This is a genomic window from Nostoc sp. CMAA1605 (assembly GCF_021596505.1).
Taxonomy (GTDB): Bacteria; Cyanobacteriota; Cyanobacteriia; order Cyanobacteriales; family Nostocaceae; genus Trichormus.
Map to the genome: position 1 here is coordinate 20,048 of NZ_PJIZ01000017.1, position 23,580 is coordinate 43,627.

Sequence of the window (23,580 nt, forward strand, 5' to 3'; positions counted from 1 at the left end):
TGTCTAGGAAACCCTGCGTTTGTAGTACTTATCTAAAATATCCTCTGCTAAAGCTTCTGGCTCGGATGTAAAAGAAAATTGAATTAAACCAGCCGAATCAGATAGTGCAATCAGGTTTGACCACCTAGCAACTTGTTCGATAGCATCACACACAGCACTTTCTGAAAGTTTAAAAACCATCCCAGGACTGCCGATATCATAAACTAGGCGAGAAATAGAAATAGTTCTTTGTTCACGTCCTACAAAGCTGGCATACTCAAGACACACAGCAACTAATATTTCTGCTGGCAAATTTCTTTTTGCACCAACTCGAAAAGTAAAATGCCTAGAGTCTCCTGCGGTATGTATAATTCCCAACTGTGTAAACGGGCAATCTAAGCTTTCTTCCGTTATACCTGCCTTAGTAGTTGCTTGCTCAACATACATTCGCAAAATACAGAAGATATCTTTCTTTAGAGAAGATTCAACGATGCGGGGTGCAACACTATCCCTATAGGTACACAAAGCATTAAATAAATCATCTTGTGAAAATTCGTTATCCCGAAAGAGATTAAAAGTAAAATACCAAGCAGCAGCATTACAGCTTGGTTTTAGTAGGTTCCAATGTAACAGCCATAGTGTTGCTGGATCTTCCAAAAACGAATCCCAACCGTTTTCTCCCAAAAGGCGATCGCCAAACTCTGAGGGTTCATCATTTTCTAGTACCTTAAAAGCATTGCACCAGTAGCGAATAGCACTGACCATGTTTTTACCAACACCTAATCTCACAGGTGCATCTTCTTGTAAGAAGATTTTGGAATCAATTTGAGCAGCGTCAAAACCTTTTTTTAACCACCCATAACGCGGATGAAATGTCTCATGACGGGCAAAAATTGGATTGACATTAGTTACTTCCTTAACAATGTCATCTAAGTTGAGGCTGATTTGTTTAACCATAAATATTTCTAGAGCTTAATAAAATAACTAATAAAATTTATTAAAATTCCAATTATTATAAAAAGATTCATATTAAGTGATATGTCCTTGAGTGATTAACAAGCGGGTATTATCAAGTAAATAAGCAATGGTTCAGCATGATCGCAGCTTTAATAAGCTAGAGAAGACTAGTTTAATAAAAGAAACCAAGGTTTCTAATATACATGAACTAGGCAGCGTTGCAAATATTAAGTTAAGTGAACAGCATTAAGTTATACCTGAACTAAGCATGATAGCTCAGGCTTGCAAACGTAGTCCAGTTGGTAAGCTGCTTCCAGATGCCTTTTACATTCATATTTCAGCACTAAATGCTTTAGAACCGCTGTTACATGTGGCGAACTGCAATCACCGCTAAAATTCAGTAATAAATACCTCCAACTTACTGGAAGTATTTATTACTGATTTATAGGACTCTCAGCCTTATCTGGCTTAGGAGAATTTTTTCGAGAATTATTTTTTTTTGATGCTTGCTTTGCTGCCGCTTTATCCTTCTTAGATACCTTAAGAAATTTAGGTGGAGTTTCTTGAGGCAGAGATAGTAATGCGTCAAATTTGAAAATATTTTTCTGAGGCAGAAATTTCGCCTTAATTGACACAAACATGGGATGTCCCTGGTCTTTGTCAGCTTTAGGATTAAATTTAAATGCGGGAACAATTGCATCCTTCCACAACAGAGGCAGATGGCTTGCCTTCATAATTTTAAATTTGTCCGTAGGTTCAGCTTGCTTAATATATTCCAGCCTTTCACGAGTAAAGTTGCGAAAAATTGAAATACATGGGAGAGAACAAACAGGAATAAACTGCCATAGTCCACTCAGGTGAAACTCAAAATTTCTTAATTGCTTTAACAGGCGAGTTTTTTCCTGACCATGATCATAAGTAACAAGCTGAAAAGCGATTTGATGTGGCTCATCCTTTCGAGGAAAGTGCATAACTTTGGGATAAACCAGCAGTCTTTGAGTGTACTTGCCAGTAGCTTCAATTTCTTGTGCTAGAGCTTCAAATTCTCTGCGTTTTCTGGGAAGATAAAAAAGGGGATAGATTGAGTTACCTATAGTCACGCTGTTATTGCCTGTAGAAGATATACTGACCTCTCCAACAATGACTCCAATTGCTTGAAATATTGCTTCAGAAGGCTCTACGGCATCTTTAGACTTATCAGTATTCTGTTTGCTGTGTTTATTGTCAGCTTCAGCAAAAGCCATTTTATAATTTTTATCCTAAGAAGAATTTTTCAGCAACTCTAAATTTATCCTAACTAAGTAATACAAGCTATGAGCATAAGAAGAAATCAATTAGCTGTGAGCTAGGATGCCCAAATAGCTTGAGTAAGTCTTAGTCTACCTTGATCGTGCTCATCAAGCGGTGGGGAACTGCTAATGTAATAAATTGCAAAGATTACTGAGTGCTTAATTTGATATTATACGTGGTACGATCCTGTAAAAATTAAAAGCACCCCGCTTAGAAATAATCGGAGTGCTTTTAGAAAATTACCATTTTAAAATACTGGAGACAGTATAACATGATTACTGCGTCTGAGCCAGAGGCTCAAATTACAAAAACAGTTGAATCTTCCGCAGAAGTTAGACAACCACTAGCATTTATCCCAGCATGGCTTGACGACTACGGGCTAACTGCAAATGAATTTCGAGTCTACGGCCATATAGCTAGACGAGTAGGAACAACAGGAAAGTGTTGGGAATCAGTACCTAAAATTGCTAAAGCTTGTAGGATATCCCGTAATGTGACGCTTAAGGCACTGCGCGCACTGACAGAGAAATATAGGCTTCTAACCAGAAATAAACGAGTTGGGGAGACAGATGAGTATTCTCTAGCACCCCAATCAGAGTGGGCCCCACCCGTCCCCTCAGAGGACAGGTGCTTAAGCAGAACTAAGAGGGAAAAACCAGAAACTGACCCGTCCCTTGTAGGGATGGGTAGCGATACCTTGGAAGAACATCCACCAGTCCCTGGAGAGGACACAAAGGTAATCCAGTTTAAGGAATACCAAGAAAGGCAACAACAGGATAATGTTGTTGTTTCTCTTGATTTTGAAAAACCTTCAATTTGGCGACGCAATCAAGATGCTACTCGCTACTGCCAAATACCTCCCATTTACGATGAAGCGACTGGAGTGGAAGTACAACAGCAAATGGAAACAGAAGGGATAACTGCCCAAAAGGTTGTTACCAGAGCGATCGCATTATCAAAAGTTCCCCGGTTAATTTTAGGAATAATGGCATCTGTGGGCGATAAATTAGTTGATGCCTACAAATCATTAGAAAAGAGTCTGCAAAAGCCTACTAACCAAAAACAGACTCAAAGAACCGATATTGCAAAAACCAGTAGCGTTCCTGAGACAAATGGTATCCCTGAACATGAGTTCCAACGCTTGAAAGAGGAAGGCATTTTCCTCAACCGAGCTGTAGCAGACGAACTTTGGGCTAAACACAGCAGTGAGTTTAGTAATGCGATCGCATATGTATTGAGCAAGGATAAAGTCAAAGATAAAGCGGCATACTTTCGTAAGTGTCTGGAACAGGGATGGGTGAAAGACAGTAAGTCCCAAAGGCGAGATCCTTATGATTTGAATGCAGAACAGAAACAATGGTATGAGTGGGCTGCATCCTGTGGATTATGCGATGGCCGACCAATTAGGCATTGCTGCTTGATGAACGGTGAAGTTGCCGTTGTGGTCTTTGAACCAGAGCTTAAATGTCATACAACCATGCCATTATCGCGAGCCATACAAAAGTACCCATGTTCTCAGCTTGAGGATGATTAGGGTTATGGCTCGACAACCTACTGGTTTGCTTTACAAACTTTGCGTACTGTGGGCGGAGGAGTACAGGATAGAGAACTAGCAGTGGAATTTGCCTTCCCTTATGCACCCCCGCGCCCCTTAAAGCCCCCTTGGTTACCTCCACCTAGCTTTTTTGGGTTGGCAGACCACTACATACTTTTCTGGCGCAGCAATTTGAGTAGCTCCTGGCGTTGTTCAGGAGTCAAATCCTGCAATCGATGAATTAATTCCTCCTTGTCAGGAGTTGAAGCACTAGATTTTTTTACAGGCAAAGGCTGTTCCAAAAAAGTCATGTCATCAAATATTAACCTTTCAATAGCTTGTTCAATTGGTCGGCGTTTTTCTGCTGGCGTACAACGCTCGTACATTTTTTTGAGCGTTGTCAGGCTATGACCCATAGCATAAGCAAGAGATTCTTTTTTCTGGTCATCGAGTTGTAACTGGTAAGCCCAAGTAGCCCAGACATAGCGCATAGTGTGGGGAGAAAGTGACTTACCAATTAATGCGCGAGCCGTATTTTGAACTAAAACCGTAAATTTAGAAGCATCAAGCGGCCTCCCAGCAATTGCACTGACAAATAAATATCCCCAAGACCAAATTTCTGGGTCTGATTTATCTCGAATACAGCAAACATCAGCCGGATTGCACTCATTGCGACCGGAATGTACCCATCGGCCCCGACAACCCAGTAACTCTGGTTGCCACCAATCGTAAAACATTTGGTTGTTACGACCTCCAGGCATCCAGTAACCATATAAATAGCTTTCAAGATAGTCATACAAACAAGTATCATCATCAAATAGACGATTAGGAATTACAATCGACTGCGGGCCATAAACCTTCCAATTTTTATAAGCTTGGATGTCTAAAATCCAGATGCCATGTTTGTAGAATTTCCCTTTGTGAGAATAGGTTTTGTAAAGATAATTATCCCCTACACTACCGTCATAGCGTTTCTCACGCTTTCTACCAGGCGGCAACGGATGATATAAACCATCCGGTGGCACATCCTTGGGGCGTTGAATGGGACAACTAAGAGAAATCTTTAAATTGCGGTATTCTTCTTGTCGTCTGGCTGGCATATATGCCAAAAAACTCCAGATAAGGTATCGCTGTAAAGCTAAAACTGGGCCTGCACCATAACGTGGGTTGCCATCTTTGCTTCTGACTCGACATTTTTGGCGTAGAGGTTCTACAACTTCTTCATGCACAGTAGTTAAAACAGTTTGATTAGGAATCGGTTCAGGCCATTTTTTCTCCTGCTGAGTTACGTAGCGTTTTTGACGTTGCCAATCTTTAACTTCTCTACTGGCATCATTAACGTATTGACCAACGGTTTTGAGAATCGGAATGTTAGCATAATCACTTATTTGTTCAACTTGATCACAGTAAATAAACTTTCCTAAAGCTGCAAGAACAACAATTCGGGAAACCTTAGTTCTAGGGCTTTCGGAATCAACAACTTCTATCAAAAATCGCAAAAACTCACATAGCCAAGTTGCCAGTTGAATTTGCAGTTGTTTCCACCGCTTGTCTTGTTGTTGTTTACTCAAATCATATAACTCATCCTTTGTCAGTTTAGGAACAAGCAAGGACAAACTTAATTCTTCTGGAGAGAATCCTTGGTGTTTAACAAACCAACCTAAAAGCAGCCGGATGACTGCTAAATATTGTTTAGCAGTAGATTCTGCTATGGGTTCAATCACTCTCCCTCGGTAAAAAGGTGCTGTGAGAAAATCAAAAAACTCTTGTAGTTCCGCTTGTAAACTAGGAGAAATATTGTTAATTGGCAGCGAGTAATTCTTATTTTTACCTCGACGATTGGTAATTTTTCTTCCCGGAGAAAGACCCTTCTGCTTCAGAGGAGTAGGGCAGTTTTGGTCTAACTTGATTGGTTTTTCAGTCCACCAAGACTGTTCTTGCACCCAAGTTAATAATTGCTTCAGTTTGGTTTCACCAATATTTTGAATTTTAGATGACCTTTGCAGAATTAAACAACCCTGCCGGAAAGCCATTCGTGCTTCTTTTAACTTCTCTACCCCCTGAGTTTTCATAAACTCCTTGGTTGAATTTAATTCAGCTAAAGACATTTTGCCAGTACCAATTATTCCTTGATAGCCCAGACCGACAACCAAAGTTCGCATGACAGCAGAGCGAGTCTCATTGAGAAGATTTTTAGCTCGTTTACTATCATGTATAGCTTGAATATGTTCCTCGTAGCGGTTGTATAATTCCAGTAAATCTTTCGGTTTATTCATAATGCATTTAGGGTGATTTCATCAAATTATACTGAGGCAGTTTTTACAATTAATTGAGATACAGCAGATTTCAGGTAAATGAGGTACACAATTTAAGAGTAAAACCAGATAATAAGAGACTATCAAGCCTGTTCACTTTCCCTGCTGTAATTATTGTATGGCTTCAGGAATTAGCTAAATTGTAGAAATTAGAGTCGAGGAGATAAATTAACAATTTTGGTTGGTCAGCAGAGAAATTACATTGTTTTTCAACTCACATATTTCTACCTAAAGAGTTAAGTTGATTGCAATTTGGCTATGAAATGACTAATTTTATAAACTGCTGTAATTCATCATTAGGTAATTGCAATAACTGTTGAGCAAGTTGTTCTAAATCTTGTTCTGAGGATTTTTTGGGTTTTGAAAAAGAATTGAACAAAACTTCATCGATGACTTCTTCAATCGGGCGGCGTTTTTCATCTGGGGTACATTTTTCATAAAATTCCAACATGGTTTTGACATCGTGACCCATTGCATAAGCTAAAGATTCTCGCTCAGAGTCAGTCAGAGCAACTTGATAAGCCCATGTAGCCCAGACGTAACGCATAATATGCGGTGTGACAGGAACACCAGTTAATTTATGTGCAGCATTTCTGACTAAATCTTTAAATTCTGTGGAATTATAGGGCATTCCCACAAGTGGTTGGATGAAGAAATATCCCCAACTCCAGAATTCAGAATTTTGACTGCGATGAGACAGATAACAACAGTCACCAGGCTCAAAAGATATGCGCCCATCTGTCAGCCACTCACCCTGTTGTTGACCATCGTCATAAAAATACCATCCATATAAATGGCGTTCAAAGTAGTCATAAAGCCAGTTACCATCATGAAACTTATGGTTACGAATAACAATTGATTGCGGACCATAAATTGTATCAGTTTTGTAATCTTGGATATCTAACACCCAAACACCAGATTCGTAATGCTGACTTTGGTGAACATAGGTTTTATGAATGTAATTACTTTTTAAACGCACATCTGGCGGCGGTAGAGGTTGGTAAAGACCGTGAGCAGGAACTTCCGCAGGACGTTTAATTGGACAACTCAGAGCAACTTTGAGACTTCTAGATTCCTCCTGTCTTCTAGCAGGCATATCTGCAAGAAAAGTCCAAGCAAGATAGCGTTGAATGCTTTTAGCAATGGTGCTACCTTCCCGCTTATGCCAGTTGTCGTAGCTCACTCGACATTCTAGGCGTAACGGTTCCCAAATTTCTACGCGCACTGAACTCAGCGCGGTTTTAGTCTCGATAACATGAGGCCATTTGTCTTCAATATCAACTACAGAGCGGCCTTGTTGTTCCCATTGTTTAATTTCCTGGCGGACAGCACAACTGTATTTATTAATGACTTGAAAAATGGGAATATGGTTGTAGTCATTGAGATGAGCTATCTCTGTGTGGTATTGAAATTTAGCCAAAGATGATAAAGCATTGATTTTGAATTTTTTAGTAGAAGGGCTAAAAGCACCCAAATCTTTCTGCAAAAACTCAAAATATTGGCAGATTAATGTTTCTAGATGGTATTTATGCTGCTGCCAAAACTTTTCTTTTTCTCTAGGAGTTAATTCTTCTATTTGTTCATCGGTAATTTTGGGAATGAGTAAATCTAAACTCAATTCAGCAAGAGGAATGCCTCGATAGTGATGCATCCAACCGAGAATCAAACGAATGTGTTTTAAGTAAGTTTGGGCAGATGAATTGGAAATCGGTTTACTCAAGCGTCCTGGCCACTGTTTTGCTGTGAGAAATTTTTCCCATTGTTGCATTTGAGAAAGCAAAGCGGCAGACATTTCTTTTAGTGTTAATTGATAAGCTGAATATTGTTCTCTGCGTTCGGTTAACTGCTTAGTGTTAGCTCTGCCATAGCCCTTACGGATAGGTGGACAATATTGATTTAATTGATTAATCTCAACAGATGTTTCTCTAGGCCACCAATACTGCTGTTCTCCCCAATCAGATAACTGCTGAATTCTGCCTCCATAAGTATTTTGAGAAGCTATTGATGCCCCAGCTAGCTCAAATCCTTTAGTCACTGCCTGATTGAGTTTTAAAAGCTGGCTTAAGGGAATTGTTTTCATAAATTCATAAGCTGTTTGTTTTTCGGCTTGAGTCATTTTTCTGCCTGCTGGTTGTTTTTCATAACCTAAACCCAAGAGTAGAAAGCGCAGAATGGCAGATTGAGTTTCCTGAATAATTCTTTGGGCTTTTTTACTCGCATATATAGTTTGGATGTGTCGTGAGTACAACTCGTAAACTGTAGAAAGATTTTGAGGTTCGCTCATAATAAATGCTTTGTATATTACGGTATCAGCAGAGTTAAAAGAACAACATCTATTGTTAGGGAAGCCTAGTATAACCCAAGAATTAAATTTCGGGTAGTTAATTCATAAAACTACAATGTAAACCTGGGGTACCACGTAGATGAGATTTAAAAATAAAATGGCTATAAGTTTCATAAAATATAGATTGTGACTGAATATAAAGAAAAAAAATAATAAATAACTAAATTAGGCTTTAATAAATAATTTTGTCGCCCCTTTAGCTATCTACTCATTTACCCTGAGTGACTATTTGTTCCTCAAAAGCCTATCTACGCAAGAGTTTTAGAAATTGGAGTTGTGTGCTTTTAATTAAAAAAGTGAGGCTGAATGCAAAACAGCCTCACTGTGGATTTCTTAATATTACTGAGATTATTTTTAATATAAATGTTATTTTTAATACTTATTTTTTGAGATTTATAAATAAAGTTCCCTCTACACAAGAGTTTTTCAAATAGAAATATGGCTATCTAGATCACAGAAACTCTTTCCCAAAAGTTACAATACTCTGATTCGTTGGTTTAATGAAATAATCGCTTCCTTTGAGCAAGGAACCAACAGTGGGACTGTAGAAGGAATTAACAACCAACTTAAACTCAATAAACGTTCTGGATATAGCTTGAGAAATTTTAATGACTTCAGAATTAGATGTTTACTAAATAGGGTATAAACTATTATTTGGGCATAGCAGATACTAAAGAACTAAAAATAATTTAATTCTTAAAAAGCCTCACTGATATTGTTGAGTGTTACACATACGTTAGACATAGAAAATTATATATATTTATAAGTTGTGTGACATAATGCGTGTTGGGAGCTTGCCAAGAATGAATGGTGCGCTCACTTGCAATGGGCTGTATGTAATCGCATATTTGTGGTTGGGAAGGGAGTAGAATAAAAGCCATCCGTGAGAGGTTAAGATAATTGCACTTTTGTCAAGAGGGTGCGGGAAAAGGGGATAAATTTCTTAGAGGAAAAGCCAAACCATAGGCGATCGCCTCCTGCGAGGTGGAACATCGTTACTCGTTTTTGTCCAACTTCAGAAAATCGCGTTGCTCCCTTGTGAAATTTAGTTTCTAGGCGATCACTGTTGATTCTGATAACAATCCCGACATATCCAAAACACGCTGTGACCAGGAACTAACTTCAGTTTGAACCTGGGTTAAAGCTGTAGAATCAGACCTAATTTTGTCCCAGCTAAATAGCCAACGTGTTAAAGTCCGTCCCAATTCCACTAACTGGGCTGCTTGGTCAACATCTGTCTGCACCATGTTAGGCACAGTCCACTCAATAAAATACAAACTTTCTTTTAAAAGACTGGCTATTGCATCTTGAGGGGTTACATCCTCACAAAAAGATTTAATTCGGGCTAAGTTAGCAGCTAAGTGACCCAAGCGAGTAGGGATATTATATTGCAGGAAGCGTTCTTGTTTTTGAGTCCAGTCAGTCATACGTTACCTAGCAACTCGGTAATAATTTGGGCAACAATTTCTCTAATGGTAGCGTCAAGTATCTCCATTGAACGATTACCCTGACTGGGGCGAATGTTGATGAGTGAATCATAGCTGATTTTTTGAGTAATCGGCATAAAGCCAGCACCCCAGATATTTTTTTGCAAGCTGCCATCCTCAAGCAAAGCTTGTTCACAAAAGTAGTGCATTTCACCGCCACCAGCCAGGATACGGCGTTCTATATCAACTGCCAATTTAATATAAAATTTTTGCTCCTCAAGCATCTGTTCTATTTGTTCGGGAGTAGCACGATTACGTATGATAATAATCAAGAGTTTGTACTATTATTTAATGTTAGCTCGTTAGGAATTTAATTACCTCGATTTTAATATTTTAAACCATATTTAAATCATAAATTAAACACTTTATTCATCGCACCTCATTTCAGGGTAAACTAGCTGTGGCTTGATTTTTAGACGCTGATTGAGAAATTATGTTGGTTGGTGCTGCTTTAAGAAAAACGAGTGAGGGTTGGGAATTTGCATCTGAGGCAGCACTGGAAGATTTTATTTGGAATAACCTACAGCAGTTATTAGGATTTACACCGCTAAAGCGACAGTATGCTGTTAAGGGTGAAGTCTGCGATATTTTAGCCCTTGATGAATCAAAACACCTAGTAATCCTAGAACTTAAAAATGCTGAAGATAGATATGTTATTCAGCAGTTAACTCGTTATTATGACAACCTATTAGATAGAAAATTATTTGCAGAACAAATTGACTATGACCAGCCAGTTAAACTAATAGCAGCCGCACCATGCTTTCATAGACATAATCTGATTGACTGCAAGTATGATTTGCTAAAAATTGATTTATTACAGGTTAGTGTCCTAAAAAATCGGATTCCTATATTGAATACATCACTCAGAACTTTTCCAATATCCTCTGACTCTACTCAATTTCCCACTCTACTTTCAAACTTTCCAACTTCGCATTTTTTACACTCAATCTCTGACATTCATGCAAAAATTCTTGCACTTGCTCTTGATTTAAACTTAACCCACCATCTTGGAGATTATGAATATAAGTAATCACATCTGAAGTTGTGAGAGATGAACTGATTTCTTCCAGTAAAATAGCATTATTCACCTCTCGACATACTAACTCAATATCAGATGAAGTAAATCTGACACTCTTCTCGGCTAACATCTCAAAATTAACCAACTGATTTAGATTAATTTGTGATAAGTAGTGCTGAAATAACTCCACTCTCTCTGCTTGATTAGGTGGGAAAATGGGAATTTTCCAATCCAGTCTCCCAGAACGTTTCAATGCACTATCAATCCCCCTTAAATAATTAGTAGCAGCCATCACTATAACATCACTATCTTTAATATTGTTCAGTTCAATTAATAATTGATTAATTGTGGCTTTTTGGTCAGTGTGGGCATGATCTTCATGACGATTAAACCCAATACTATCTAACTCATCGATAAATAAAACTGAAGGTGCTTTTTTCTTAGCTTGAGCAAAAATATCTCGAATATTCTTCTGACTTTGACCTATCCAAACACTCACAATATCAGCAGGTGAAAATTTAAAGAAATATCGCCCTGATTCATTAGCAAAAGCATTAGCTAGTAAGGTTTTACCACATCCAGGTAAACCATAGAAAAGAATACCACCAACCGCTCCCTTGTATCCTTGCGATTGCAGTTTTAGCAGCTTCCTTAATTTTTCCTTTTCTTCATAGAGTCCTTTGACTTGGTTAAAATCAAGTTTTACTGTCTTCGCAACTGGAACGATTTGATTGGTAATATTTTTTCTAGCTGTATATTTAAACGTCGGATAATTTATATTTTCAAAGGAGACAGGTACTAATTGATGTTTTTCATAATCCGGTGTCATGATAATCACTTTAAAGTTAGCACCATAGTATCCTGCCAATTTATATTCTAAAATTTCTTTTGTCTTTTTCAGTTGATAGTAATTGCGGGCAATTTCAAATCCAGGTACTACTAACCAAAAACTTTCCAGATTATTAGGCCATACCTGGGATTTGCGGATAATTCTTTTAATCATATCAAAAAAGAGATTATTATCGGCAAACTCTTGATATTTCAGAGTTTCTATCTCCACCACAATCTTATTTTTGATATAAACTTCTATGGTTTCGCTTTGATATTCTTCATATTCCTGCTCATCATCTGTGTTTTGCTCATCATCTATGTTTTCTTCATCTTGGGAAGTTAACTCTACCTCACAGCCTATATGAGATAATTCATATCCTAAACTTTCTAAAGTTTTAATCGCAAAATATTTGAGATAGATATACTCACTGCTTTCCTGTTGCCATTTAAGGTGATAAAGATGTTCGGGGTTCATTTTCAGCAACAATTGTGATTCAGCCTGAATCTGGGCTTTTTGCAGTTCTAAAAAATAATTTAGTAGAGATACATCATCTTCATCTGTCTGATAATAAGGTAATTCTAATAGCAGACGGAAATGCGCTAATATCTCTTCTTTATACTCAATTTCAGCTTCCTGGTTATATTTACATCTCAGAGTAAAAGTGAAGGGGATTTTACTGGCAACTCTATCTACTAAATGTCCTAAAGTATCTTCTTTTTGGTGGGATTGAATTTCTAATAATGATGGACAATGAAATAAAATAAATGATTGGGCTGAATTATATTTGTTTAAAGCTAAAGATATATGAGCAAATTGCTCGTCGAATTGTTCAGAATCTAGCAATTCTAAGCCAGTATTTCCCAAGATGACACTAGTCATAGTTGAGCTATAAAAATGAAATATGTTAGCTCCTTGAAGAGAGTCTCCTTTGTCATTTCCATGACTATCGTCCGAGTCAATAATATTATTAGAGAACTGTCTTACAGATGCAACAGGAATTTCACTACTGCCTTGATATTGAAATTTTCTAATCAATTCATAATTTAAGACTTTGACTACAATATCAGAAAAGAAATCCCCAGCTTGGGGAATGAGAAAAATCCCCATCGGTTGATTAGAATCTAAACAAGACTGGAAACGTTCATACTCCTGATCTGAGCCAAAGTCAAATAAATAGTAAAAGAAATCATGCTTGACTTGAATCAATTCTTTCAGTTTTTGATCAATTGGTTGAGTTGTTAATAATTCTTCAGAAATTGCTACACCTTTGAGGGAAATATTAATTTTAGTGTCTAAGGGAATGTATAAATCAAACCCTGGCTCGGTACAGAGTCCTAAGTTATCCAGAGTAGCATTAAACTCATCAATGAATGCCTGACTTCTCCGTTGATAGCCAAACTGTTCCATGATGGTTTTCACTCGCAGGCTTTTTTTTGGTTTACCAGTTCTTTGGAGTTCATTTTTAATAGAGCTTAAATAAGCTGTATATGACATTTTGTATCCTCACAGGAATTAATTTTATTTTTCCCTAAATGAGATACACAGCTAACTCCAGCTTCCGGTAAATTGTATTTTTGTAGTCTGGTGCTAGTCAATCATGGGTTTGAAGCTTCTTAGGACTTACACAGTGATACGAAGAATAAAGGGTTTGGGCGAGGGTATAGGGTGTGGGGCTTAAGGTCATTGCTGACTTTTCCTCTAAGAAAATGGCACTCATCGTATCGGTGAATGAATACAACTTACGGATGTGGTGAATATACGGCGGGATGAATGATACTGTACAGGACAATTTCTTGATCACTCTATATTCTTCCCTACTTAAACTTGACTAACTTGATTATTGTAAATTTCATCAGATACTTCTTGAAGTTCTGGTTCAACGTCTGTCAAATGTTTTTCTAAAATTGCTAAATTGCGAATATTGGACTTATAAAAAGCGTCAAACAAATCTCCCACTAAAGGCACAGTACCCACAACAGTTTCTAAACCCACATTAAAAATCATTTTGGCTAAATCTTGGCGTGATATACCAAAGCGTGTAGCTAAAAATATAATATAAGCTGAAAACGCTGTACTGATTAAATCACCACCACCTGGAATTAAACCAATAATTGGGTCTATTCCCATACGAAAACTTGTTAACGGAATGCGTATTGATGTATCCATCAAACGACTGAGTTGGCGGATGCGATTTAGAGTAGCAAGGCGCAGGGTAAGAGCATCTCAATTAGGCTTGACATAAGGAATTAGAAGAATCTAATGTAGAGTCAAGAAAACAACAACTGAGAACCTGAATCATATAATTGTTATCCATAGCAGTGCGTTTCATTTTTTGACGAAGACTACGCTTGTAGGTATGTTCAAAATTGAGAGCATTGAGCGCAATGCGTCTTAAAAGAGCAAAATTTTGCGGACTGTGGAAAGAACGAATACGACAAAAATCTTCAGCAAAAGTACAATCAAGCGTCCAATGAGCCTGATTCTCAATGCCCCAATGTTTTCGGATAGCCCGACCGATAAGTTGAGCATCACTGTTTAAAGAGGAGAGATAAAATTGAACCTCACGGGTAGTTTTATTCCACAGATGACGCACGCGGACGACCATCACCAGCGTTTGTAATCCTGCCCATAATTTGGGTTGATAAAGCTCACCAATCGCCGCAACGGGTACAGTCCAAACTTCACGAATTTCTCTGCGGTGATGTCCTTTCTCAATCCGTTTGTCATAACTGACATCAATCCCTGAAAAATTCCTGGACTGAGCAGTTTCAAACCACTCACTCACCTGAGAACAGAGAGTGGGATGATTAGCTTTTAGGGACAAAACATAATCAGCCTTTTTGTCGATAATCTTTTTGGCGATTTCGGTTTGTGTGCCGATTGCATCAATAGTAATGATCGAGCCTGTGATATCTAGCAATTCCAATAATGCAGGAATCGCAGTAATTTCATTGGATTTATCTTCTACTTTCATCTGTGCTAAAACCAGATGTTGTTCACTCGACCAAGCACTAATTACATTCAGTGCCGATTTCCGTTGATTCCGGTCATATGAACCCCTAATTGTCTTACCATCTATGGGAATTATTTCTCCCCCCATCTTGGAGACCAAAGTTTCTACCCATTTCAAAAAACATCGATTTAATGCTTCTGGGTTGATGAACTCAAACACTCGTCGAAATGTATCATCTGACGGAATTCCGTTTGGTAGTGCCAAAAATTCTTCTAACCACTGTTGCTTACTGATGCCATAATTTTCGATGTCTTCCCATCCTTGTGCGCCCCCGATTACTGCCAGAATTGCAATTACTAAAATATCTGTCAGTTGATGTTTTTTAGTTCGCTCTACTCTTGGGTCTTTGATATCAGAGAAATGCTCCACTAAACCCTGTTGAATACTGCCGATATCTGCTACTTGTCTTGGTTGTCTCTGACCACCAGACTTTTTTATCACATCAGTAGATTTAGTTTCAAAGCCTTGTGACATTGATCTGACTCCTGACCATTTTTTGACAACAGCATTGAAGTCTTCTCATTTATTCTGCTCAGTTGTCAAGTGCATTTTTTCTGCTCGTTTATGCTTATCTTTTTCGATTTGTCAAGTTACTATTATACTAAATTAGATGAGCTTACCCTGTAGCAAGGCGTTTAGCAGCGTCCATAATTTACAAGATTTACACTACTCTTAAATTGCACCATTTTTAATTATTTTTCTTGTACCGTTAGAAATAATGAAGTATGAATAAAAAATCTGCTGCTTGACCTGAATGTAGATAAATAGACGATACACATTATACTTTATTGGATTAGTCTATTATGGTTTATGACTAAAACCAACTCAGAAATTTTAGAACAGCTAAAACGAGCATCAGACGGATTGCTATTTATGAGCGAGTCGGAATATCCCTGTGCAGCTTTCCTGTGGTCAGATATTGCACCTGCAACACCAGAGAAAGTCTTACAACAGACCAACCATCCTATAGACACACCCGTAAAAATCGTAGGAGTGGATGATTTTTTTGGTGTAGCAACAACTCCTGAAGATTGGCACAATGAAGAAGAGAAGGAAACCGTCAAACGATTTCAAACTCTTGTGCAGACACTCAAAGAAAACCTGAGTAATTTGCAGGTGTATCGACTGGGTGATGTAGCGATTGATGTTTATATTATTGGTGAAACTCCTACAAGAAATTTAGCTGGTCTTTCTACTAAAGTTGTGGAAACTTGACCGTTTTACTGGTTATCAACTTGACTTTCAATACTAGCTTGAATATTGGGGGAAAGATTAGATAAGAAATCATAACCCGTCAACTTTTCTAATTCATCAACACTGACTTTATAAGCTCTCCAGTCATTATTTAATTCTGGTTCGTTGGGAATATTTACTGCGATAACGCGAGTATTAGCTGTAATACCCGTAAGCCCTGAGCCTGGGCTATCTAGTACAACAACAATCTTCCAAGTGGATTTAGGAATTGTCACTTTACCTTTGAGGGGTTGACCTTGACTACCGCTAGGGCCAGCGACAATGTAAAGCTCTTTACCTTGGCTTACCAATTCTCGACAATAATCTTCTAAATTCCCCCAAGTGTTCCGGTTGTTATCGGGTGTTTGGGGCATCATGTTTGTCATGAGGAAAGTAGCCGCATTATCCTCTGCTGTTCGCGTGCGATCGCCCGATGGTGCAATATGCCCTCTGTCATATCCACTTCCAGAGTACATAGAAGCAGTCACTCGCACCCAACCAGCAGGCAATGTGTTATCTGGGCGAAAGTTATTCTGCCTGTCTGCATCTCCCAACCATGAGGAATTTAGCTGCCAAGCTACCCAGTTAGCAGTTCCCTTGCTGTTGTTGTAGGAGAGAGCATATTGATTTTTGACCATCAGGTAATTATCAGGTGTCAGCTTTGTTGGTGTTGCACCACTGGGATTTCCCAGCAGTAAATGCACACTGATTGATGGGGAAAGTTCAGTTAATGGTGGCACTTGGGACTGGGCTGGCGAACACCCGACAATCAACGCCACCAACGCCGCTACACCCAAATTTCGACAAATTCCCATAAATTGACGCACCCCTAGAGACTTATTTCACTTCAGTATTTTTGATTGTATTTCCTGACTTTCACTCAGCTAGGCTTCAAATTGTCAAGTCTCCTGCCCCACTAACCCTAATTTTTCCTCTAAGAAAATTCTGGTGAGTGGCGATCAGCTACGCTCTTGCATTACGCCATCGCTCTTTCGGTGTAGCGTAGGTCATCGCTTAAATTTCCTCTAAGAAAATAGTTGTGTAAGCGATCGGATCGCAATCAGAAGACCGCTTTCACTCTACAATCAGTTAATTGCTATCAAATTTGATATCAAATGCCAGACCAAAAAACCCCACCCAGTGAAATGATTCGCGTGCCTACTGCCCTAATTCCAGCAGTAAAAAAACTATCCAAACTACATCGTCAAGGTCATACAATCGCCTTGTTGCAAGAGTTAGAGGAATTAATCACCCAATTTGATAGCAAAATTGATAGCGATATTGCCCCTAGTAGTTTAGCAGTCAAGCAGCTAGAAGAGAAACTAGAAACCAAGCTCGACGCAATTACCAAGAAGCTGGAGCAGATGGAGAGGGCGATGGTTTCTGGTAGATACAACAGCACTCGACCGCGCAGACAAGTTTACTCACATCAACAACCCCAAGTTGAACTGCTACCCAGAACAAATGAAAATTTAGCCCAAAGACTTGGTGTAACTCCCCAAAGCCTGATTGCTGAAAGGGAAAAACTCACCCCCAAAGAATTTATCAGTTGGTCACGTAACCGCGACCCCATGAGTACGGCTTGGGAATATCACCCCAATGACGGGCTGTACCATCCAGTGAAATAACTGCCAGTGTACCCACAATAGGGTTTAATGGAATGGGATTCGATTCAACATAATTTTAAGTTGTGTCTAAGGCTTAAAAGCAGCATGACCTACTACTCAGGAATAGGGGCATTCACATCTGGGTAAAGAGCGTGGTAATGTTCCCACTGTTGACGGTAAAACTCCATCCCCGCCTGAGTAACAACCAGCTTGGTTGAGTGTTGACCGTTTTTGTTCCAGTAGCCGATTTCTTTAACTAAACCATTGTCTGTTCCGTAATAATCTACCAGTCTTAACCAAGTCCACCGCCAACTAAACCCAGCGTAATCACCCAAGCTTGCACCACTGTCTATTCCGTTCTCACCTGAAAGATAGGCCGTGACCAATGCTGCCCACTGCCTTGGTTTTAACTGTCCCTTGGGTGGTTTTTTGGGTGCTGATTCACCATTACCTGCACGCGTAACAGCACGCCCCGTTGTAGTCAGCTTGATGGAAATTAGTTCGTTTTGATAATAATTACATTGAATTAGCTTGTGTCCTTCCAACACCCGCAAAGTTGAACCCAGTCCTTGGTCAACCACATTAGCCTTTCTCAGCAACCTATGCAATAAAGTTTCATGGCTTGTGGGTTCAAAATAATATTGCAGATTCCGCCACACAGCAGCAGATTCTCTGGGTGAACCTAATAGCCAAGCTTCTTTTTGTGCTGCCTCCGCCGATTGGTCTGCGTGGTAGATAGCGGTGAGGGTAGCTTGTTGTCGTTGGTTGAGTTTTTGCCATAAATTCAGGTGTTTACTCATGACTCACAACCAAGAGCTTCTTTAAAAATACAATCTTTAGTTCTGGCAAGTACCGTCTAAATGCTACATCTAAATCACCACCAACCCCAAAGCCTGGGCATTGGTTAACTGTTCTCTTCATGCCAGCACATCCACTTAGCTCTACAATTAAATATAAGCTTCCTGAAACATCACTTCCAGGAAGCCATATATTTATGGTCGCGTAATTCTTATTTCCCCAATGGATGTGACTAATATTGAGGTTAGCTCCGTAGAAATTCTTCCTCGTCATCAAGGGGAAGTTGTCACCCCAAATACTAATCAACAAGTAACTCCAGAATTGGTATCGGAGGTAATCAGACAATATTATTACCGCACCCCTGCTGTGAGTAATGATGAGGAGTTAATCTTAGCTTGGGCAGGCAGTCAAAATCGGGAACAAACTAAGCGAAAATACTATCGTTTTGGTCAAAAATTACTCGATTGGGTACGTCATCAAGGTATACCCGATTTCAGATTAATCCAGCAACCAAAGTTACTGGAATTTATTGCTAGTTGGGGTGAGGTTTCCCCTTATACTAAATCAAACCAGATTTTGATGCTCCGGTCGCTTTGGAGTTATGGGAGTGGCGAAAATGTTGGCTATTTCTTGCGGAATATAGCAAGTACCATAAATTACGATAATTTCAGTAATTTACCCAAAGCAGAACGTTATCTAGAAGATTGGGAAATGAAGAAACTAGCCCAAGCTGCCCAGCAGTTGGGGGGTAAGCATTGGCTAGTTTTTTGTTTGCTTTTTTATAGTGGAATGCGCGTTGGTGAAGTGGGGCGGGTAACAATTCCGGGTGATGAACCAGGCCAGCCCAAGGAAGATTATCCGGGTTTATATTGGCGCGATTTTAAATGGCAATTTGACCCAGTACCAGAAGATAGGGAGCGCGGATATTACACAATTAAGTTTCGGGGTAAGGGTGGGAAGTATCGCGAGATTGGCTTAGACCACGAGACTTCTAAGTTATTGAAAAAGTACCGGGGGATGGCTAGTGACAAGATGCCGGTATTCCCCAATATGTCACCTGACCCGAAAAAACGGGGGTTGCCGTTGAGCGATAGGGCGATTAAAAGGTTGATTCAAGATATCTCTGAGGTGGCTAAAATAGAATTTTCTTGTCACTGGCTCAGGCACTCTCACGCAACAAGGGCGGTGGAGATTAAACCACTGTTTGATGTGCAAGACCAGTTGGGACATACCAAGTCTGATACTACCAAAACTTATATTCGTCCCAAAAAGGATGCGGGAACAGGTACGGTACTGCCGAGGTTTTGAGGGAAATGTTAGCCAACTGACTAATAGTAGTGGGTTGTATTTAGATGATGATGATGAGTGATGGGGGTGCGATAGCGATCGCTCAATTTACAGCTTTGGCGATGACCTACCGTCGGCGGTTACGCCATCGCTGTGTTTTTTTCCTCTCTGCGAGACGCTACGCGTTTGCGTAGCATCCCGAAGGGAACGCTTGAATCAGGTAGGAGCATAGTTTACCGCCGTAGGCAGACGCTCAATGACTCGCTACCGCTACGCGATCGCCCCAATAACGCTATATATAAGTTATGCTGCAAATCTCTAATAAAATCATTATCCCCGATAGCGAACTCGAAATGAGCGCGATTCGTTCTCAAGGAGCAGGGGGTCAAAACGTCAACAAGGTTTCTACTGCCATTCACTTACGCTTTAACATTCAGGCTTCATCATTACCCAGTTTCTACAAAGAACAGCTTTTGAAACTGAATGACCGACGCATTACCCAAGAGGGGGTTATTGTCATTAAGGCTCAAGAACATCGCAGCCAAGAGCAAAACCGTGAGGAAGCTTTAGAACGACTCAAAGAACTGATTAAAAGCGCAGTTGTAATCAAGAGAAAACGCAAACCCACCAAACCAACTCGCAGTTCTCACTCCAAACGTCTTGATAGTAAAACTAAGCGAGGACAAATTAAGTCCATGAGAAGGCAGATAATTGATTAAAGTCAGGACTTACGCACAGAGGTTATTTGTGAAGAAGGGGTGTAAGGGTTTTGAACACCTACACCCCCACACCCCTATACCCCTATACCCTCGCCCAAACCCTTGATTCTTCCTATCACTGCGTAAGTCCTAAAAGTATGATCCTCTTAAACCAAAAACCCAGCCGGAATGACTGGGCTTTTGTTGGGGTTATCTTCCCCAGGGTAATTTATAGAAGTTATTGATAAGTTGCTTGACTAATAATGACTACCAAGCCTAGATAGCAAATTCCAGAAAATTAGAACAAGCAAGTTTAACAGTTATCAGTTAATACACCAATTGGTGGTCAGCGTGTTTTGGTGGGTCACTCATCCCCCACTATGCGCCTTCAGGACTGCTTACTGTTCACTGATTTGATTACCTTGTTTACTCATTTTATTACTTGTGGCCTATGGAAAGCGGTGTATATTTTGGATGGGTTATTGAAAAATCTCTCCGGTAAAAAGACAGGAAAAGTAAGCAACATGATTAAGCCAACAGACATAAATTATAAAAAACTTATTTCCTTATTTGAAGTACAACCTTCATTATTTGAGGAAATAAAAGTTAATGGTTATTCTAAAGATGGTGAAGGAAAAGAAGTTTTATATCGTGATGGGGAATCAGATTTAATTGAGATTAATGGTAAAATTTGGCGATTTAATTGGGAGAGTGTTGAAGAATTTGGAATAGAAGAGGATGAGGATTGAGACAAAATACAAATTTTGTCCAATGTGCAACCAGCCTTATAGAGAGAATTTTCATATTTTTTAGACACAAGCAATCCTATAAGTGCAGCCTAAGCTTTACAGTTTTACCCTGACAGCACAACGCTACGCGATCGCTTCGTGCGTAGCGTGTCGCTTTAAGACAAGAGTAGGCTTGACGTTTAAGTATTACTCATTGACTATAACCCAAGGTTGATTTTGTTGAATCAACTGGTTAATTACTTCTGGTTTTACCGGACTGTAATAGCAGAAAATGACGGCACTATGCACTGGCGCAGTTTCGCATGACGGCATATTACCATTACCAACTAAAACCATCTTTTGAGGTACAAACACCTCATAGCTCACCAACTTCCATTCGTGTTCGGGGTGGTTTTTGTAACCAGCAGTCCACACTATAGGCTCAATCTCAGCAATGGCATCATTGACTCCGACACAAACCTCCATTCCCCCCGTAAGTTCATATCCTGGTGCATTAAAGCTAGGAAAAGTCTGGATGGATGTTAAAAGCGTGTCGCCTCTTAATTCGTTAAATGCTTCTAATTCTTGTAGGTTCATCTGTGATCTCCAAAACTTGTTGTTTCTCCAGGAAAAATACACCAGTATCCACCACCTGCTGCAAGATGACTTCTCTTGAGTGTTTTACCTATCCTTTTAGCAATCTTGTAACAATCAGCAACACTATTAGCCCAGTGAGCATCCCCTAATTTTGCTGCCTCTATTCCAGAAATAGCTCTACTTTGCAAAGGCTTCGCTGTACCAACTAATCGTTCAGAATTGTTGATTTGTCCATTGGCATTTGCTGCATAATACTTCCCATTTCTGGTAGATCGCCAAATATAGTAAACAGTGCCACCTACAATAGCAACTCCAATCAGCACACATCCTACCCCAGCCGTGCCTGCACACAAAGCTGCGGGTGCAAGTACCGCAGGATTCGCACTCACTAGGCGCGGTGGTAAAGCAGTCGTAGACAGAACAAGGCTTGTTCCTATAGCCACAATTTGACGAGAAGTTATTTTTGACTTGAATTTCAGCATATTTTAATAGTTTTGAGGATTCAGTTGCAGTAAAGAACGACCAGATTTAGAGCTTTGGTTCATGTATTGCTCTCTAGTGCTTCGCCACGCAAACTTTGCGTAGTGGCAAGCAGAGGGGCTTCAGGTGCGGAGGGACAGAGGGGAAAATTGTACAAATCTCTCCTCTGCTCCCCTGCCCCCCTGCTCCTCTGCCGACCAACAAAACAGCATTTTTGGGTTGGTGAACTACTAGTTTTTCTTGGGTACTTCTGCATCCTAGCAAATGTGGGCGTATTTGTACCAGATATGGGTCAATATTGGGATAATATATAGGAGTAACCTTTTTTGTGCCAATTCTGGGGCAGATTTGGAAAAATATAAGCACTTAAAGTAGCAATATGAATGCAGTAGAATCAAACCCCAGAAAGGATGAAATGCCCAGAAAGGATGAAAGGTTAGCTATTCCCGCACTTGGCGAGTATGACAATGACTTACTCACTGTGGATGCGTGGGTAAGTGGTCGTACTAAGGTTGTCCAGGCACAGTCTCTTTTATGTAGCCAACTTCAGGAGCGAGACACATTGATTAGGCAGAGGGTGGAGTATTTAGCTAAAAAACGAGGTATCAGCTTTGATGAGATGTGGGAGCAAATTCTTAATGGCACTGCTCAAAAAATGACTCCTAGTGAGAGTGAAGGACTAGAGTATAAAGCAGGGGATAAGGGCTGAAAACTGAAAATGGCGATGAGGGTCATTCTATGCAAATTCCGGTGATGTCAGGTTAAGTTGCCGGGATTAGCATAAATGGTTTAATTATGGTCTAATTTTCGCCTCCCCAGTGGGATAGTAGATGAGAAAGCTTATATATCCATAATCTGTGGCGATGAATTATTGGCTCATGAAGTCAGAACCAGAAGTATTTAGCATTACTGACCTACAACAGCAGGGGAAAACTATCTGGGACGGTGTCCGTAATTATCAAGCTCGTAACTTTTTGCGCCAAATGCAGCCAGGAGATTTAGCTTTTTTCTATCACTCCAATACTAATCCTCCTGGGATTGCTGGGCTAATGCGTGTAGTAACAACGGGTATTGATGACCCCACCCAGTTTGACCTAAATAGTATTTACTTTGATCCAAAATCAACTCCCGAATCTCCCCGTTGGCAAACAGTTGTAGTGGAATTCGTGGAAACTTTTGACCAATCCATCTTGCTATCAACACTCAGACAAGAATTTAACCCTGAAGAATTAATGGTGGTGAGAACAGGAAATCGCTTATCGGTGATGCCTGTTTCTTTAGCAGTGGCTAACAAGATTCTGGCGATGAGGTGTTCAATACCAACAAATAACTATTAACTATGAAGTGCTTGTGTGGTTGCTTGCGTACTTTGCGAGTATGCAG

Annotated in this window: 22 protein-coding genes and 2 pseudogenes; 11 read left to right on the plus strand and 13 right to left on the minus strand. The window is 39.7% G+C overall.

Going from position 1 to position 23,580, the window contains the following annotated elements:
• Positions 1-3 precede the first annotated feature (3 nt).
• Complete coding sequence (locus tag CV014_RS08645; RefSeq protein ID WP_236141671.1) at positions 4-936, minus strand: DUF4007 family protein; 933 nt, start codon at positions 934-936, stop codon at positions 4-6.
• A gap of 434 nt (positions 937-1,370) precedes the next feature.
• Positions 1,371-2,180 carry a hypothetical protein gene (locus CV014_RS08650; RefSeq protein WP_236141672.1) on the minus strand — a complete coding sequence of 270 codons (810 nt, stop codon included), beginning with the start codon at positions 2,178-2,180 and terminating at the stop codon, positions 1,371-1,373.
• 317 nt (positions 2,181-2,497) lie between these two features.
• On the opposite strand from CV014_RS08650, the gene CV014_RS08655 reads away from it, so the two are divergent.
• Complete coding sequence (locus CV014_RS08655; protein ID WP_236141673.1) at positions 2,498-3,760, plus strand: helix-turn-helix domain-containing protein; 1,263 nt, start codon at positions 2,498-2,500, stop codon at positions 3,758-3,760.
• A 167-nt stretch (positions 3,761-3,927) separates the two neighbouring features.
• Here CV014_RS08655 and CV014_RS08660 read toward each other — a convergent pair whose 3' ends face one another.
• On the minus strand, positions 3,928-6,036 hold the full coding sequence (locus tag CV014_RS08660; RefSeq protein WP_236141674.1) for a hypothetical protein: 2,109 nt from the start codon (positions 6,034-6,036) through the stop codon (positions 3,928-3,930).
• Between the two features lie 295 nt (positions 6,037-6,331).
• Entirely contained in the window at positions 6,332-8,359 is a 2,028-nt protein-coding gene (locus CV014_RS08665; RefSeq protein WP_236141675.1) for a hypothetical protein, read from the minus strand.
• Between the two features lie 472 nt (positions 8,360-8,831).
• On the opposite strand from CV014_RS08665, the pseudogene CV014_RS08670 reads away from it, so the two are divergent.
• A pseudogene (locus CV014_RS08670) lies at positions 8,832-9,065 on the plus strand (transposase); the annotation flags it as partial.
• A gap of 406 nt (positions 9,066-9,471) precedes the next feature.
• Here CV014_RS08670 and CV014_RS08675 read toward each other — a convergent pair.
• Together CV014_RS08675 and CV014_RS08680 are read right to left on the minus strand one after the other, a co-directional pair.
• Entirely contained in the window at positions 9,472-9,846 is a 375-nt protein-coding gene (locus tag CV014_RS08675; RefSeq protein WP_236141676.1) for a hypothetical protein, read from the minus strand.
• Positions 9,843-10,178, minus strand: coding sequence for a DUF5674 family protein (locus CV014_RS08680; protein WP_268964564.1), 336 nt, complete (start codon positions 10,176-10,178; stop codon positions 9,843-9,845). The genes CV014_RS08675 and CV014_RS08680 overlap by 4 nt, the downstream gene beginning before the upstream one ends.
• Positions 10,179-10,339: 161 nt before the next feature.
• Between CV014_RS08680 and CV014_RS08685 the strand changes: the two are divergent.
• Positions 10,340-10,591: pseudogene (locus CV014_RS08685) on the plus strand (endonuclease NucS domain-containing protein); the annotation flags it as partial.
• Between the two features lie 205 nt (positions 10,592-10,796).
• On the opposite strand, the gene CV014_RS08690 reads toward CV014_RS08685, so the two are convergent.
• The 3 genes from CV014_RS08690 to CV014_RS08700 all read right to left on the minus strand — a co-directional run bounded on the left by CV014_RS08690 (position 10,797) and on the right by CV014_RS08700 (position 15,243).
• Positions 10,797-13,250 carry an ATP-binding protein gene (locus tag CV014_RS08690; protein WP_236141677.1) on the minus strand — a complete coding sequence of 818 codons (2,454 nt, stop codon included), beginning with the start codon at positions 13,248-13,250 and terminating at the stop codon, positions 10,797-10,799.
• A gap of 324 nt (positions 13,251-13,574) precedes the next feature.
• The gene (locus tag CV014_RS08695) at positions 13,575-13,967 is read right to left on the minus strand and encodes a DUF4112 domain-containing protein (protein WP_268964566.1); all 393 of its coding nucleotides are present in this window, start codon (positions 13,965-13,967) and stop codon (positions 13,575-13,577) included.
• Positions 13,968-13,983: 16 nt separating this feature from the next.
• Positions 13,984-15,243 carry an ISAs1 family transposase gene (locus CV014_RS08700; protein WP_236141679.1) on the minus strand — a complete coding sequence of 420 codons (1,260 nt, stop codon included), beginning with the start codon at positions 15,241-15,243 and terminating at the stop codon, positions 13,984-13,986.
• 336 nt (positions 15,244-15,579) lie between these two features.
• Here CV014_RS08700 and CV014_RS08705 point away from each other — a divergent pair, with 336 nt between their 5' ends.
• Positions 15,580-15,984: a nuclease A inhibitor family protein gene (locus CV014_RS08705; protein WP_236141680.1), complete on the plus strand. Its 405-nt coding sequence runs from the start codon at positions 15,580-15,582 to the stop codon at positions 15,982-15,984.
• Positions 15,985-15,989: 5 nt separating this feature from the next.
• On the opposite strand, the gene CV014_RS08710 is transcribed toward CV014_RS08705, so the two are convergent.
• Positions 15,990-16,817, minus strand: coding sequence for a DNA/RNA non-specific endonuclease (locus CV014_RS08710; RefSeq protein WP_236141681.1), 828 nt, complete (start codon positions 16,815-16,817; stop codon positions 15,990-15,992).
• Between the two features lie 300 nt (positions 16,818-17,117).
• Here CV014_RS08710 and CV014_RS08715 point away from each other — a divergent pair, with 300 nt between their 5' ends.
• On the plus strand, positions 17,118-17,630 hold the full coding sequence (locus CV014_RS08715; RefSeq protein WP_236141682.1) for a hypothetical protein: 513 nt from the start codon (positions 17,118-17,120) through the stop codon (positions 17,628-17,630).
• A gap of 92 nt (positions 17,631-17,722) precedes the next feature.
• Here CV014_RS08715 and CV014_RS08720 read toward each other — a convergent pair whose 3' ends face one another.
• On the minus strand, positions 17,723-18,409 hold the full coding sequence (locus CV014_RS08720; RefSeq protein WP_236141683.1) for a hypothetical protein: 687 nt from the start codon (positions 18,407-18,409) through the stop codon (positions 17,723-17,725).
• Positions 18,410-18,629: 220 nt separating this feature from the next.
• Between CV014_RS08720 and CV014_RS08725 the strand changes: the two genes are divergently transcribed.
• The 4 genes from CV014_RS08725 (at position 18,630) to CV014_RS08735 (ending at position 21,141) form a co-directional block, all read left to right on the plus strand.
• Positions 18,630-19,715 (plus strand): tyrosine-type recombinase/integrase, encoded by a 1,086-nt coding sequence (locus tag CV014_RS08725; RefSeq protein WP_236141684.1) that lies wholly within the window; start codon positions 18,630-18,632, stop codon positions 19,713-19,715.
• A gap of 44 nt (positions 19,716-19,759) precedes the next feature.
• Positions 19,760-19,888: a hypothetical protein gene (locus CV014_RS29940; protein WP_268964565.1), complete on the plus strand. Its 129-nt coding sequence runs from the start codon at positions 19,760-19,762 to the stop codon at positions 19,886-19,888.
• A gap of 111 nt (positions 19,889-19,999) precedes the next feature.
• Entirely contained in the window at positions 20,000-20,413 is a 414-nt protein-coding gene (gene arfB, locus CV014_RS08730) for an alternative ribosome rescue aminoacyl-tRNA hydrolase ArfB (RefSeq protein WP_236141685.1), read from the plus strand.
• Positions 20,414-20,862: 449 nt separating this feature from the next.
• The gene (locus CV014_RS08735) at positions 20,863-21,141 is read left to right on the plus strand and encodes a hypothetical protein (RefSeq protein WP_236141686.1); all 279 of its coding nucleotides are present in this window, start codon (positions 20,863-20,865) and stop codon (positions 21,139-21,141) included.
• 186 nt (positions 21,142-21,327) lie between these two features.
• On the opposite strand, the gene CV014_RS08740 is transcribed toward CV014_RS08735, so the two are convergent.
• Entirely contained in the window at positions 21,328-21,717 is a 390-nt protein-coding gene (locus CV014_RS08740) for a hypothetical protein (RefSeq protein ID WP_236141687.1), read from the minus strand.
• Complete coding sequence (locus CV014_RS08745; RefSeq protein WP_236141688.1) at positions 21,714-22,199, minus strand: hypothetical protein; 486 nt, start codon at positions 22,197-22,199, stop codon at positions 21,714-21,716. Before CV014_RS08745 ends, CV014_RS08740 begins: the two co-directional genes overlap by 4 nt.
• A gap of 377 nt (positions 22,200-22,576) precedes the next feature.
• Here CV014_RS08745 and CV014_RS08750 point away from each other — a divergent pair, with 377 nt between their 5' ends.
• A complete protein-coding gene (locus tag CV014_RS08750; protein WP_236141689.1) occupies positions 22,577-22,906 on the plus strand; it encodes a hypothetical protein in 330 nt (109 codons plus the stop codon).
• Between the two features lie 154 nt (positions 22,907-23,060).
• Positions 23,061-23,534 carry an EVE domain-containing protein gene (locus CV014_RS08755; protein ID WP_329608362.1) on the plus strand — a complete coding sequence of 158 codons (474 nt, stop codon included), beginning with the start codon at positions 23,061-23,063 and terminating at the stop codon, positions 23,532-23,534.
• Positions 23,535-23,580 lie beyond the last annotated feature (46 nt).

Bases quoted from the DNA above. Each gene is read 5' to 3' on its own strand.
- CV014_RS08645 (WP_236141671.1), bottom strand. From the start codon at position 936: ATGGTTAAACAAATCAGCCTCAACTTAGATGACATTGTTAAGGAAGTA.
- CV014_RS08650 (WP_236141672.1), bottom strand. From the start codon at position 2,180: ATGGCTTTTGCTGAAGCTGACAATAAACACAGCAAACAGAATACTGAT.
- CV014_RS08655 (WP_236141673.1), top strand. From the start codon at position 2,498: ATGATTACTGCGTCTGAGCCAGAGGCTCAAATTACAAAAACAGTTGAA.
- CV014_RS08660 (WP_236141674.1), bottom strand. From the start codon at position 6,036: ATGAATAAACCGAAAGATTTACTGGAATTATACAACCGCTACGAGGAA.
- CV014_RS08665 (WP_236141675.1), bottom strand. From the start codon at position 8,359: ATGAGCGAACCTCAAAATCTTTCTACAGTTTACGAGTTGTACTCACGA.
- CV014_RS08675 (WP_236141676.1), bottom strand. From the start codon at position 9,846: ATGACTGACTGGACTCAAAAACAAGAACGCTTCCTGCAATATAATATC.
- CV014_RS08690 (WP_236141677.1), bottom strand. From the start codon at position 13,250: ATGTCATATACAGCTTATTTAAGCTCTATTAAAAATGAACTCCAAAGA.
- CV014_RS08700 (WP_236141679.1), bottom strand. From the start codon at position 15,243: ATGTCACAAGGCTTTGAAACTAAATCTACTGATGTGATAAAAAAGTCT.
- CV014_RS08705 (WP_236141680.1), top strand. From the start codon at position 15,580: ATGACTAAAACCAACTCAGAAATTTTAGAACAGCTAAAACGAGCATCA.
- CV014_RS08710 (WP_236141681.1), bottom strand. From the start codon at position 16,817: ATGGGAATTTGTCGAAATTTGGGTGTAGCGGCGTTGGTGGCGTTGATT.
- CV014_RS08715 (WP_236141682.1), top strand. From the start codon at position 17,118: ATGCCAGACCAAAAAACCCCACCCAGTGAAATGATTCGCGTGCCTACT.
- CV014_RS08720 (WP_236141683.1), bottom strand. From the start codon at position 18,409: ATGAGTAAACACCTGAATTTATGGCAAAAACTCAACCAACGACAACAA.
- CV014_RS08725 (WP_236141684.1), top strand. From the start codon at position 18,630: ATGGATGTGACTAATATTGAGGTTAGCTCCGTAGAAATTCTTCCTCGT.
- CV014_RS29940 (WP_268964565.1), top strand. From the start codon at position 19,760: ATGATGATGATGAGTGATGGGGGTGCGATAGCGATCGCTCAATTTACA.
- arfB (WP_236141685.1), top strand. From the start codon at position 20,000: ATGCTGCAAATCTCTAATAAAATCATTATCCCCGATAGCGAACTCGAA.
- CV014_RS08740 (WP_236141687.1), bottom strand. From the start codon at position 21,717: ATGAACCTACAAGAATTAGAAGCATTTAACGAATTAAGAGGCGACACG.
- CV014_RS08745 (WP_236141688.1), bottom strand. From the start codon at position 22,199: ATGCTGAAATTCAAGTCAAAAATAACTTCTCGTCAAATTGTGGCTATA.
- CV014_RS08750 (WP_236141689.1), top strand. From the start codon at position 22,577: ATGAATGCAGTAGAATCAAACCCCAGAAAGGATGAAATGCCCAGAAAG.
- CV014_RS08755 (WP_329608362.1), top strand. From the start codon at position 23,061: ATGAATTATTGGCTCATGAAGTCAGAACCAGAAGTATTTAGCATTACT.